This window comes from Pseudomonas sp. Ant30-3 (genome assembly GCF_000690905.1).
Lineage (GTDB): Bacteria > Pseudomonadota > Gammaproteobacteria > Pseudomonadales > Pseudomonadaceae > Aquipseudomonas.
Map to the genome: position 1 here is coordinate 36,751 of NZ_JMCL01000017.1, position 13,444 is coordinate 50,194.

The 13,444-nt window shown below is 60.3% G+C and carries 6 protein-coding genes and 1 pseudogene; all 7 read left to right on the forward strand.

Annotated elements, in window-relative coordinates:
- Window positions 1–104: 104 nt before the first annotated feature.
- Window positions 105–1,418 (forward strand): MdtA/MuxA family multidrug efflux RND transporter periplasmic adaptor subunit, encoded by a 1,314-nt coding sequence (locus DU29_RS0104330; RefSeq protein ID WP_028620606.1) that lies wholly within the window; start codon window positions 105–107, stop codon window positions 1,416–1,418.
- A complete protein-coding gene (locus DU29_RS0104335) occupies window positions 1,415–4,519 on the forward strand; it encodes an MdtB/MuxB family multidrug efflux RND transporter permease subunit (RefSeq protein WP_028620607.1) in 3,105 nt (1,034 codons plus the stop codon). The genes DU29_RS0104330 and DU29_RS0104335 overlap by 4 nt, the downstream gene beginning before the upstream one ends.
- On the forward strand, window positions 4,516–7,623 hold the full coding sequence (locus DU29_RS0104340; RefSeq protein ID WP_028620608.1) for an efflux RND transporter permease subunit: 3,108 nt from the start codon (window positions 4,516–4,518) through the stop codon (window positions 7,621–7,623). Before DU29_RS0104335 ends, DU29_RS0104340 begins: the two co-directional genes overlap by 4 nt.
- On the forward strand, window positions 7,620–9,101 hold the full coding sequence (locus tag DU29_RS0104345; protein WP_028620609.1) for an efflux transporter outer membrane subunit: 1,482 nt from the start codon (window positions 7,620–7,622) through the stop codon (window positions 9,099–9,101). The genes DU29_RS0104340 and DU29_RS0104345 overlap by 4 nt, the downstream gene beginning before the upstream one ends.
- Before the next feature lie 305 nt (window positions 9,102–9,406).
- Entirely contained in the window at window positions 9,407–11,488 is a 2,082-nt protein-coding gene (locus DU29_RS0104350) for a putative bifunctional diguanylate cyclase/phosphodiesterase (protein ID WP_028620610.1), read from the forward strand.
- A 237-nt stretch (window positions 11,489–11,725) separates the two neighbouring features.
- Window positions 11,726–12,472, forward strand: a complete 747-nt coding sequence (locus DU29_RS0104355; protein WP_028620611.1) for an SDR family oxidoreductase — start codon at window positions 11,726–11,728, stop codon at window positions 12,470–12,472.
- Window positions 12,473–12,605: 133 nt separating this feature from the next.
- A pseudogene (locus tag DU29_RS0104360) lies at window positions 12,606–13,444 on the forward strand (RHS repeat-associated core domain-containing protein); the annotation flags it as partial.

The window sequence follows — 13,444 nt, forward strand, 5'->3', positions numbered from 1 at the left end:
TCTCCTGTTACGTAAGCAGAAGGTAAATTGCCGGTAAAGGCGCTTTGCTTAAGTCGCTCCAGTGCTTATCGTTCAGCCTCCTGTAAAAGAAGCTCTCGCGCCCAATGGTTGATCATTCAATGCAATCCTCTCCCCGTAATTCCCGTCGCTGGCTATTCGGCTTGCTCGTCCTGTTGGTCGTCGCTGTGCTGTGCTGGAAATTCTGGCCGAACAGCGCTGCGCCAAAAGAAGGGGCCGGGCAGAAAGCGGCTGCCGGGCAAACCGGCCGGGCGGGTGGCATGCGTCCAGGCTTCGGCGGCGCAGCGGGGGCCATTCCGGTACGTGTGGCGCCAGCAGTGAGGGGCGACTTCCCGCTCTATTACAAGGCGCTGGGCACGGTGACGGCGCTGAACACCATCAACGTGCGCAGCCGGGTCGGCGGCGAGCTGATCAAGATCTCGTTCGAAGAAGGGCAAATGGTCAAGGCGGGCGATCTGCTGGCTGAAATCGATCCACGTCCTTACCAGAACGCCTTGCTCCAGGCCCAAGGCACGTTGCTGCAGAATCAGGCACAGTTGAAAAACGCTCAGGTCGATGTCGAGCGGTACCGCGGTTTGTTCCGCGAAGACAGTATTGCCAAGCAGACGCTGGACACCGCCGAAGCGCTGGTGGGCCAATATCAGGGCACTGTGAAAACCAATCAGGCAGCGGTCAACGATGCCAAACTCAACCTGGAATTCACCAAAATACGCGCGCCGATTGCCGGCCGCGTCGGCTTGCGTCAACTCGACGTCGGCAACCTGGTCGCCGCCAATGACACCACTGCGCTGGCGATCATCACCCAGACACAACCGATCAGCGTCGCCTTCACCTTGCCGGAAAACAGCCTTGACGTGGTGCTGACCCGTTACCGCTCGGGTGCCAAACTCCCCGCCGAAGCCTGGGACCGTGGCGACACTAAAATCCAGGCCACCGGCGTGCTGCAGAGCCTCGATAATCAGATCGACGTGACCACCGGCACCCTCAAATTCAAGGCCCGTTACGACAACCGCGATCAGGCCCTGTTTCCCAATCAGTTCGTCAACGTTCATCTGTTGGCTGACACGCTGAAAGACGTGGTCCTGGCGCCTTCGGCCGCGATCCAGTTCGGCACCAATGGCACCTTCGTCTATGCACTGGACGGCGACAAGAAGGTCACGATCCGCGCATTGAAAATCGGCGCCAGCGATGGCGAGCATACGGTGGTGACCGAGGGTCTGGCTGCCGGTGACCGCGTGGTCCTGGAAGGCACCGATCGTCTGAAGGAAGGCAGCGAAGTGGAAGTGGTCAGTGACAGCAAGGATGTGCCGACCACCCCCACTGAACACCTGCAGGGCAAATCGGCCGCCACGGCGCCGGATGTGAGCGTTACCGACAAGGCGAAAAAGGGCGGCGCATGAACATCTCGCGGCTGTTTATCCTGCGTCCGGTAGCGACGACCCTGAGCATGCTGGCTATTATTCTGGCCGGTGTGATTGCCTATCGCCTGCTGCCAGTATCGGCCTTGCCCCAGGTCGATTACCCGACCATCCGCGTGATGACGATGTACCCCGGCGCCAGTCCGGACGTGATGACCAGTGCGGTCACTGCGCCGCTCGAGCGTCAGTTCGGGCAGATGCCCGGCCTGACCCAGATGGCTTCGACCAGCTCCGGCGGCGCCTCGGTGCTGACGCTGCGTTTCAGTCTCGACATCAACATGGACGTCGCCGAGCAGCAGGTGCAAGCGGCGATCAATGCGGCGACCAATTTGCTGCCAGACGATTTGCCCGCGCCGCCGGTGTACAACAAGGTCAACCCGGCGGACACCCCGGTACTGACGCTGGCCATCACGTCGAAAACGATGCTGCTGCCCAAACTGAATGACCTGGTCGACACGCGCATGGCGCAGAAAATCGCCCAGATCAGCGGCGTCGGCATGGTCAGTATTGCCGGCGGTCAGCGTCAGGCGGTGCGGATCAAGGTCAACCCCGAAGCGCTCGCCGCCAATGGTTTGAACCTGTCGGATGTTCGCACGCTGATCGGCGCTTCCAACGTCAACCAGCCAAAAGGCAATTTCGACGGCCCGACGCGCGTATCGATGCTCGACGCCAACGATCAACTGACTTCGCCCGAAGATTACGCCAACCTGATCCTGGCTTACGCCAATGGCGCGCCGCTGCGGCTCAAGGATGTCGCGGAAATCGTCGACGGGGCAGAGAACGAACGTCTGGCTGCATGGGCCAACGAAAACCAGGCCGTGCTGCTGAACATTCAACGCCAGCCCGGTGCCAACGTCATCGAAGTGGTTGATCGAATCAAAGCGTTATTGCCGAGCATCACTGACAACCTGCCCGCTGGCCTGGATGTCACCGTACTGACCGACCGCACCCAGACTATCCGCGCTTCCGTCACCGACGTGCAGCACGAACTGCTGATCGCCATCGCGCTGGTGGTCATGGTCACGTTTCTGTTCCTGCGGCGTTTCAGTGCCACGATCATTCCGTCGGTGGCCGTGCCGCTGTCGCTGATCGGGACCTTTGGCGTGATGTATCTCGCGGGATTTTCGGTCAACAACCTGACCTTGATGGCGTTGACCATCGCCACCGGTTTTGTGGTCGACGATGCCATCGTGATGCTGGAGAACATTTCCCGCTACATCGAAGAAGGCGAAAGCCCGATGAATGCGGCGCTCAAGGGCGCCAAACAAATCGGCTTTACCCTGGTTTCCCTGACGCTGTCGCTAATCGCGGTATTGATTCCGCTGCTGTTCATGGCCGACGTCGTGGGGCGTCTGTTCCGCGAGTTTGCGATCACCCTGGCGGTGGCCATTCTCATCTCGCTGGTGGTGTCTCTGACACTGACGCCGATGATGTGCGCACGCTTGCTCAAACGCGAGCCGAAGGAAGAAGAGCAGGGCCGTTTCTACCGTGCCAGTGGCGCAACAATTGATTGGATGATCGCTGCTTACGGGCGCAAGTTAACGTGGGTTCTCAAGCATCAGCCGCTCACGCTGCTGGTCGCTGTCGGTACGCTGGCCTTGACCGTGTTTCTGTACATGGTGGTGCCCAAGGGCTTTTTCCCGGTGCAGGACACCGGGGTCATCCAGGGCATTTCCGAGGCCCCGCAGTCGATTTCGTTTGCGGCGATGAGCGAGCGTCAACAAGGTCTGGCGAAAGTGATTCTGGCGGACCCGGCAGTTGAAAGCCTGTCGTCCTACATAGGCGTGGACGGTGACAACTCGACGCTCAACAGCGGACGCCTGCTGATCAACCTCAAGCCTCACAGCGATCGCGACTTGAGCGCGACGCAAGTGATCGGTCGTCTGCAACCCGAACTGGACAAACTGCCCGGCATTCGCCTGTTCATGCAGCCGGTGCAGGACCTGACTATCGAAGACCGCGTCAGCCGCACGCAATATCAGTTCAGCATGTCGTCGCCGGACTCGGAATTGCTCAGCCTGTGGAGCGGCCGACTGGTTGAGGCTTTGGCTCTGCGGCCGGAGCTGACCGATGTTGCCAGTGACCTGCAGGACAAAGGTTTGCAGGTCTATCTGGTGATCGACCGGGATGCGGCGTCGCGGGTCGGCGTATCGGTGTCGAATATTACCGATGCGCTTTACGATGCCTTTGGTCAGCGGCAAATTTCCACTATCTACACCCAGGCCAGCCAGTACCGGGTGGTCCTGCAATCGCAGTCGGGCGAGAAAATCGGCCCGGATGCGCTGAATCAGATTCACGTCAAAACTACCGATGGCGGGCAGGTACGCCTGTCGAGCCTGGCGCGTATCGAAGAGCGACAGGCGCAACTGGCGATCACCCACATTGGCCAGTTTCCGGCGGTGATGATGTCCTTCAACCTGGCGCCCGGCGTGGCGCTGGGGCACGCCGTGGAGATCATCGAGCAGGTGCAGCAGGACATCGGCATGCCGATTGGCGTGCAGACCCAGTTCCAGGGCGCGGCCGAGGCTTTTCAGGCGTCACTGTCGAGCACCTTGCTGCTGGTTCTGGCTGCCGTGGTGACCATGTACATCGTGCTCGGCGTGCTGTACGAAAGCTATATTCACCCGATCACGATTCTCTCCACCTTGCCCTCGGCGGCGGTTGGCGCTTTGCTGGCGTTGCTGTTGAGCGGCAACGATCTGGGGATGATCGCGATCATCGGCATCATCTTGCTGATCGGTATCGTCAAGAAAAACGCGATCATGATGATCGACTTCGCCCTCGACGCCGAGCGCAATCAGGGCCTGGACCCGGAAACGGCGATCTATCAGGCGGCGCTTCTGCGTTTCCGGCCGATTCTGATGACCACACTGGCGGCGTTGTTCGGCGCTGTCCCTTTGATGCTGGCCACCGGCTCCGGCGCGGAGCTGCGTCAGCCGTTGGGTCTGGTCATGGTTGGCGGCCTGCTGCTGAGCCAGGTGCTGACGCTGTTTACCACGCCGGTCATCTATCTGTACTTCGACCGTCTCGGCCGCCGCTGGGGGCGCAAATCCGAGCCGGCAGCCGTGGTTGAGCAGCCATGAATCTGTCCGGACCGTTCATCAAGCGCCCGGTCGCCACCATGTTGCTGAGCCTGGCGATCATGCTGCTGGGCGGCGTGAGTTTCGGCTTGCTGCCGGTATCGCCGCTGCCGCAGATGGATTTCCCGGTGATCGTGGTGCAGGCGAGTTTGCCCGGGGCCAGTCCCGAGGTGATGGCGTCGACCGTGGCAACCCCGCTGGAGCGTTCCTTCGGCGCCATCGCCGGCGTCAACACCATGAGCAGCCGCTCCAGCCAGGGTTCGACCCGGGTTATTTTGCAGTTTGACCTCGACCGCGACATCAACGGCGCGGCGCGGGAGGTGCAAGCAGCGATTAACGCCTCACGCAACCTGCTGCCCAGCGGGATGCGCAGCATGCCGACCTACAAGAAGGTCAACCCCTCCCAGGCGCCAATCATGGTGCTGTCGCTGACCTCGGACGTGCTGGAAAAGGGCCAGCTCTACGATTTGGCCTCGACCATTCTGTCGCAGAGCCTGTCGCAAGTGCAGGGCGTCGGTGAGGTGCAGATCGGCGGCAGTTCGTTGCCGGCGGTGCGCATTGAGCTCGAGCCGCAGGCGCTCAACCAGTACGGCGTGGCGCTGGACGATGTGCGCAACACCATCGCCAATGCCAACGTGCGACGACCCAAAGGTTCGGTCGAAGACGGCGAGCGGCTGTGGCAGGTGCAGGCTAACGATCAGCTGGAAAAGGCCAAGGATTACGAGTCACTGATTATTCACTATGCGGACGGTGCCGCGCTGCGCCTGAAGGACGTGGCCAAGGTCAGTGACGGTGTCGAGGACCGTTACAACAGCGGTTTCTTCAATAACGATGCTGCCGTGCTGTTGGTGATCAACCGGCAGGCCGGTGCCAACATCATCGAGACGGTCAACGAAATCAAGGCGCAGTTGCCGGCCTTGCAAGCGGTGCTCCCGGCTAGTGTGAAGCTGAATCTGGCGATGGACCGCTCGCCGGTGATCAAGGCTACGCTGCACGAGGCCGAGATGACCTTGCTGATTGCCGTGGCTCTGGTGATTTTGGTGGTGTACCTGTTCCTCGGCAATTTCCGCGCATCGCTGATTCCGACACTCGCCGTGCCGGTGTCGCTGGTTGGCACCTTTGCGGTGATGTACCTGTACGGATTCTCGCTGAACAACCTGTCGCTGATGGCGCTGATTCTGGCGACCGGGCTGGTGGTCGACGATGCCATCGTGGTGCTGGAAAACATTTCCCGGCACATCGACCAAGGCGTGCCGCCGATGAAGGCCGCGTACCTGGGCGCGGAAGAAGTGGGTTTCACCCTTCTGTCGATGAACGTGTCGCTGGTGGCAGTGTTCCTGTCGATTCTGTTCATGGGCGGTATCGTCGAGAGTCTGTTCCGGGAGTTCTCGATCACTCTGGCGGCTTCCATCATCGTCTCGCTGGTGGTCTCGCTGACGCTGACGCCGATGCTCTGCGCGCGGTGGTTAAAGCCGCACTCGCCGGGCCAGGAAAATCGTCTGCAACGCTGGAGTCAGCGTACCAACGACTGGATGGTCGGCAAATACGCTACCAGCCTTGATTGGGTATTGCGTCATCGACGCCTGACGTTGCTCAGCCTTATCGTCACAATCGGCGTGAACATCGCGCTGTATGTCGTTGTTCCCAAGACATTTATGCCTCAGCAGGACACCGGTCAACTGATCGGTTTTGTCCGCGGTGATGACGGGCTGTCATTTACCGTGATGCAGCCGAAAATGGAGATTTTCCGCCGCGAGGTGTTGAAGAATCCCGCAGTGGAAAGCGTCGCGGGGTTCATTGGTGGCAACAACGGTACCAATAACGCCTTCATGCTCGTGCGTCTGAAACCAATCAAGGAACGCGGCGTCAATGCACAAAAGGTCATCGAACAACTGCGCAAAGAAATGCCCAAGGTCCCCGGAGCGCAGCTGATGCTGATGGCCGATCAGGACCTGCAATTCGGCGGCGGGCGCGAACAGACGACCTCCCAATATTCCTACATCCTGCAAAGCGGTGACCTGAGCCTGTTGCGCGCGTGGTATCCAAAAGTGGTGACGGCGCTGAAGGCATTGCCGGAGCTGACCGCGATCGATGCTCGCGAAGGGAGCGGCGCGCAGCAGGTGACGCTGATTGTCGACCGTGATCAGGCCAAACGCCTGGGCGTCGACATGAACATGGTGACGTCGGTGTTGAACAACGCCTACAGCCAGCGGCAGATCTCGACGATCTACGACAGCCTCAACCAGTATCAGGTGGTTATGGAGGTCAATCCGAAGTACGCGCAGGACCCGATTACCCTCAACCAGGTCAAGGTCATCACCGCCGACGGCGCACGAATTCCGTTGTCGACGATTGCCCACTACGAAAACAGCCTGGCAGAAGATCGGGTCAGCCACGAAGGTCAGTTCGCCTCCGAAGACATCTCGTTCGACATGGCCGAAGGCGTGACGGTGGAGCAGGGCACCGCTGCCATCGAGCGGGCCATCGCCCGGGTTGGCTTGCCGGAAGGAGTCATCGCGAAAATGTCCGGCACTGCCGACGCGTTTGCCGCCACGCAAAAGAGCCAGCCGTGGATGATTCTGGGGGCGCTGGTGGCGGTGTACCTGGTGCTGGGCGTGTTGTATGAAAGTTATATTCATCCGCTGACCATCCTCTCGACCTTGCCGTCGGCCGGGGTCGGCGCGTTGTTGTCGATCTACGTGCTGGGCGGTGAATTCAGCCTGATCTCGTTGTTGGGGCTGTTCCTGCTGATTGGCGTGGTGAAGAAGAACGCCATTCTGATGATCGACCTCGCCTTACAACTGGAGCGGCATCAGGGCCTGGCGCCGCTTGAATCAATCCGCAGTGCCTGCCTGCAACGCCTGCGACCGATTCTGATGACCACGCTGGCGGCGATCCTCGGCGCCTTGCCGCTGCTGCTCGGCCGTGCCGAAGGTGCGGAAATGCGCCAGCCGCTGGGCCTGACCATTATCGGCGGGCTGATTTTCAGTCAGGTGCTGACCCTTTACACCACTCCGGTGGTTTACCTCTATCTCGACAAACTGCGCCATCGTTTCAACCACTGGCGTGGGGTGCGTACCGATGCTGCTTTGGAAACCCCGTTATGACTGACCGTTCGCTCACCCGTCTGCCTACATCGCTGATCACCGTGCGAGGGTCGCGTTTACTGAGCCTCACGCTGTGCGTGGCGCTGCTCAGTGGCTGCGCCATCGGCCCGGATTACCAGCGTCCACAGGCCGCCGCACCGGTGCAATACAAGGAAGCGGCTGGCTGGCGTCAGGCCAACCCGAGCGATTCCCTGGCACGTGGGGCCTGGTGGGAGTTGTACGGAGACCGCCAGCTCAATGAGCTGATCGAGCAACTCAACCGCTCCAACCAGACGGTTGCGCAGTCGGAAGCACAATATCGCCAGGCGCAAGCGTTGGTCCGCAGCGCGCGTGGGGCATTTTTCCCGACGGTGGATCTGAGTGTCGGCAAAAACCGTTCAAGCCAGGGCACCGGCAGCAGTAGTTCCAGCCTGACAAGCTCCTCCAGCGGTATTCGCGACACCTACACGGCCCAGGCCGGCGTGAGTTGGGAAGCCGATGTCTGGGGCAAATTGCGCCGGGGGCTCGAAGCCGACACCGCGAATGCCGAGGCGAGCTTTGCCGATCTGGCAGCGATGCGCCTGAGTCAGCAGTCGGAACTGGTGCAGAACTACCTTCAGTTACGCGTGATCGATGAACAGCGCCGCCTGTTGCAGGCCACTGTCGAGGCCTATCAGCGCTCGCTGAAAATGACCGAAAACCAGTATCGCGCAGGTGTTTCCGGCAAAGACGCGGTGGCGCAGGCGACAACACAACTGAAAAGCACCGAAGCCGAGATGGTTGACCTGATCTGGCAACGGGCACAGTTCGAGAATGCCATCGCGGTGCTGACTGGCGTACCACCGGCTGAGTTCAGCATTGCCGAAACCACGGACATTCCTGCACTGCCTGCTGTGCCATTGGAGCTGCCGTCGCAATTGCTCGAGCGGCGGCCGGATATCGCCTCGGCCGAGCGTTCGGTGATGGCGGCCAACGCGAACATCGGTGTCGCCAAAGCGGCGTATTACCCGGACTTCACGCTGAGTCTGAACGGCGGTTATAGCAGCAGCACGACCAACAACTGGATCAGTGTGCCTAACCGCTTCTGGTCGGTTGGCCCACAACTGGCGATGACTTTGTTCGACGGTGGTCAGCGCTCGGCGGAAGTCGATCGCAGCGAGGCGGCCTACGATGAGACTGTTGCTGCCTACCGGCAAACCGTGCTCGACGGGTTCCGAGAAGTGGAAAACTATCTGGTGCAGCTTAAAGTTCTGGAAGACGAATCGGCCGTTCGCCAGCAGGCGTTGGACGCGGCACGAGAATCGTTGCGCCTGATACAAAACCAATACAAGGCCGGGGTGATTGCCTATCTCGATGTCGTCGTCGTGCAGGCGACCGCGCTGAACAACGAGCGCAATATGCTCGATTTGATGCAGAACCGTTTGATCGCCAGCGTCCAATTGATCGCAGCACTGGGCGGCGGCTGGGTCGGCGCGCTGCAGGCGCCTGAAAAACGCTGATCGTGGTAGCAGCTGCCGAGCGCGCGAGGCTGCGTTAGAGCGCGCAGCGGTCGTAAACCTGTCGCCGCGAACTGACTGTCTGGCGACGGCTACGCCATCGGACGCAGCCTCGCGGGCTCGGCAGCTGCTACGGACTTGGGGCTTTCGTCGTTGAAGTAAAATTTTGAAACAAGCGTTTCATCGGCTTGCTGGCGTTTTGGTTATTTTGTCAGTGCGTTACTCGGGGGAACCTATACACTCGCGCGTTTTGCATCGCCGCGAATGGAAGCAATCCGGCGTGTTCAGTCTCGAGAAACAGAACCTTCATGCTCACCGGTACTTATTCCACCTCGCTAGTGGTCGTCTCGCTCTGCGTGGCGATTCTGGCCTCCTATACCGCACTGGATCTGACCGGGCGCATTGCCTCCGCCAAAGGTCGGGCCGTGCATTTCTGGACGGCGGGCGGCGCTATTGCCATGGGGATCGGTGTGTGGTCGATGCATTTTATCGGCATGCTCGCCTTCGATTTGCCAATCGACCTGGGTTACGACGTGACGCTCACCGCGTTGTCACTGATCACGGCGGTCTTGTCCTGCGGCTTCGCCCTGTGGCTGGTCAGTCAACCGCAGTTGCCGGTCTGGCAGTTGGCCTTCGGCGCGCTGGTGATGGGCGCCGGCATCAGCGCGATGCACTACACCGGTATGGCTGCGATGCGCATGCAGCCGGGCATCGATTACGATCCGACACTGTTCAGCGCTTCGTTGCTGATCGCCGTCGGCGCGTCGGGGGCGGCGCTGTGGATCGCCTTTCGGCTGCGCCAGCACTCGCCCTATGTTTGCCTGATTCGAGGTGGCGCGGCGGTGATCATGGGCATCGCCATCGTCGGCATGCACTACACCGGCATGGCCGCTGCGCGTTTTCCGGACGGCAGTTTCTGCGGCGCGGCAGTCGATGGCCTCAACGGCAAAGGCCTCGACAGCCTGGTGCTTGTCACCACGCTGGCGGTGCTGAGCATCGCGTTGCTCACGTCGATCCTCGACGCGCGACTGGAAGCACGAACGGCCAGCCTGGCCGCTTCGTTGACTGAAGCCAATCGAGAGCTCAGGCAGCTGGCCTTGCACGACAACCTCACCGGCCTGCCAAACCGGATGCTGCTGGCAGACCGGATTGACCAGGCGATGGCGAGGGTGCAGGAACAGGGCGGTTGCTTTGCGTTGATGTTCATTGATCTCGACGGATTCAAACCGGTCAATGACGCGTTTGGCCATCACATGGGCGATCAGTTGCTGCGCGAAGTCGGCCTGCGTCTGCGTGAGGATTTACGGAGCCCGGACACACTGGCACGAATCGGTGGCGACGAGTTCGTGCTGCTGGTGCAGTTGGAGGAGGCGAACGACGCCTTGGCCTTGGCCGCGCGGCAAGTCGGCTTGATCGCACGGTCGTTCCGCGTGGCCGAACATGACCTGCAGATCTCCGCAAGTGTGGGTATCGCGCTGTATCCGGGCAACGGTGAAACCGCCGATGAGCTACTGATGAATGCCGACGCGGCGATGTATCACGCCAAAGGTGCTGGCAAAAACGGCTACAGTTTTTTCGATGCGTCGATGAACAGCAACGCGCGCAAGCAACTGCAACTGCTGCAGGATTTGCGCACGGCATTGGATCAGTGCCAGTTCAGCCTTTATTACCAACCCAAATTTGACGCGAGCAACGGCCGCCCGGTTGGTGCCGAAGCGCTGCTGCGCTGGGTGCACCCGACGCAAGGCATGTTGTTACCGGACAAGTTCATCGATCTTGCAGAGAAAACCGGCCTGATAATCCCGATTGGCGAATGGGTGCTCAACGAAGCCTGTCGGCAGATGCGCGAATGGTACGTCCTTGGCTATACCGACTGGCGTATCGCGGTCAATCTTTCGGCGCTGCAGTTTTGCCATGCCGGGCTCGTGCAAAGTGTCGCCAAGGCCTTGGCCACTCACCATTTGCCGGCTAACAGCCTGACTCTGGAAATCACCGAAACCACCGCCATGAGCGACGCCGATGCGAGCATGACCGTGTTGCAGGAGCTGTCAAACATGGGGGTTGATCTGTCCATCGACGACTTCGGTACGGGTTATTCGAGCCTGATGTACCTTAAACGCCTGCCGGCCAACGAGCTGAAAATCGACCGGGGCTTCGTCCGCGATCTGGAACATGACAGCGACGATGCGGCCATCGTGTCCGCCATTGTCGCGCTGGGTCAGGCACTGGGGTTGCGCATCGTTGCCGAAGGTGTGGAAACCGGTGTTCAGCAGGATTTCCTGACGCAGCTGGGGTGCGATTCGCTGCAAGGCTATTTGCTGGGCCACCCGCTCCCGGCGGATCGGTTTATGGTCGATATCATTCGTGGAGAGCAGTTGGCTGCCGGTTGAAACATTCCGTAGCAACTGTTGAGCCTACGAGGCTGCGTCCCGCGGCGCAGCCGTCGTCAAACCGGCCAACACCCTTTACCTGAACAACCTCAGCCAATAATCTCGCGACGCCTGCGACGCCTGCGCCGCCGAACGCAGCCTCGCAGGCTCGACAGCTGCTACAGGTCATGCAAAAAACCCCGATGGCGGTTATCCTTTGCTCCGACTGCACAGGTGTGAAGCGGGAGAACAGGCAGCATGGAAAAAGTCATCGTCATCACCGGCGGCAGCCGCGGCATCGGGGCTGCCACCGCATTGTTGGCCGCGGGGCTGGGCTATCGGATCTGCATCAATTACCAATCCGATGAAGAGGCAGCGCACAACGTTCTGGAGCAGGTCCGCGCACTCGGCGCGCAAGCCATCGCCATTCGTGCTGACGTCAGCATCGAGGACGAAGTGATCGCCCTGTTCAATCGCGTGGATGCAGAGCTTGGCCGGGTGACCGCACTGGTCAACAACGCCGGCACCGTGGGGCACAAGTCCCGGGTCGATGAAATGTCCGAATTTCGCGTTCTCAAAATTCTCAAGACCAACGTTCTGGCGCCGATCCACTGTGCCAAGCACGCCATCCTGCGCATGTCGCCCAAGCACGGCGGGCAGGGCGGCAGCATCGTCAATGTGTCCTCGGTCGCGGCGCGCTTGGGCTCGCCGAATGAATACGTGGATTACGCGGCTTCAAAAGGTGCGCTGGACAGCTTCACCATCGGCTTGTCCAAAGAAGTGGCCGGTGAAGGGGTTCGCGTTAACGCGGTCAGGCCCGGCTATATCTTTACTGACTTTCATGCATTGAGCGGGGATCCGGAAAGGGTCAGCAAGCTCGAATCAGGCATTCCCATGGCTCGCGGCGGTCGGCCGGATGAAGTAGCCGAGGCGATAATCTGGTTATTGTCGGACAAGGCTTCTTATGCGACTGGGACGTTTGTCGACTTGGGCGGTGGGCGCTGAGCGCGGTCTACTGTCATTGTTGTCAGTAGACGCTAGTCTGCGGTGCATCTAGATTGGCAGTGGCCTCTCTTCTTTCGAGCGCCACGATTTGCATCGCCATACGCCTTCAATCACCGTCATCGAACCCCGCGGGTTGGCCGTTCGTGAACTGGCCTATCATCGCCGCGCGACGGGCGGTTTGCTAGAGACGCGGGTTACGCATCAGGTTCATGACGTGGCTGGGCGGCTTTGCGAGCAGCGCGATCCTCGACTGTTTGTTTCATCCCTCACTGATCCCGAAGTGCCGGTAAACCTGCGCACCATTTACAGTCTGTCAGGCCAGTCACTGTGCAGCGATAGCGTCGATGCAGGCTGGCAGCTGAGCTTGCCAGGTCCTGATGGGCTGGCGGTTAAAATGTGGGATCAGCGAGGGTGGCATCGGCGGATCGAATACGATCTGTTGCTGAGGCCGGTGGCTATTGCTGAGCACATCAGTGGCGAGCCGGAGTGTTACGCGGAGCGCATCACTTGGGGACGCTATACGCCGATTGACGCCATGCACAATCGCAGCGGCCAGCCGGTGCGCCATGATGATCCGGCGGGTAGCCGGTTGATTTCCGAGTATGGACTGTCCGGCGCGGTCCTCGAAGAAGTCCGGCATTTTCTTGCTAGCCTTGAAGCACCTGATTGGCCAGACGCAGAAGCCGAGTGCGATCTGCTACTGGAGCCGGGTGAAGGCGCACGTTGCAACTGGCGTTTCGCGGCAACCGGTGAAGTGCTGAGTCAGATGGATGCCAAGGGGCATACCCGGCATTTGCGCCATGACTGCATAGGTCAGCTGCGTGAGATTGGTCTGCAACGAGCGCAGTGCAACACCGTCGAAACCCTCGTCGGCGGTATTGAATACAGCGCAGCCGGCCAGGTCCTCGAGGAACTGGCTGGTAATGGAATACGCACAGTTTCCAGCTATGACCTGGCCAACGGACATCTCCT

Coding starts and splice junctions, on each gene's coding strand:
- DU29_RS0104330 (WP_028620606.1), top strand. CDS start 105: ATGGTTGATCATTCAATGCAATCCTCTCCCCGTAATTCCCGTCGCTGG.
- DU29_RS0104335 (WP_028620607.1), top strand. CDS start 1,415: ATGAACATCTCGCGGCTGTTTATCCTGCGTCCGGTAGCGACGACCCTG.
- DU29_RS0104340 (WP_028620608.1), top strand. CDS start 4,516: ATGAATCTGTCCGGACCGTTCATCAAGCGCCCGGTCGCCACCATGTTG.
- DU29_RS0104345 (WP_028620609.1), top strand. CDS start 7,620: ATGACTGACCGTTCGCTCACCCGTCTGCCTACATCGCTGATCACCGTG.
- DU29_RS0104350 (WP_028620610.1), top strand. CDS start 9,407: ATGCTCACCGGTACTTATTCCACCTCGCTAGTGGTCGTCTCGCTCTGC.
- DU29_RS0104355 (WP_028620611.1), top strand. CDS start 11,726: ATGGAAAAAGTCATCGTCATCACCGGCGGCAGCCGCGGCATCGGGGCT.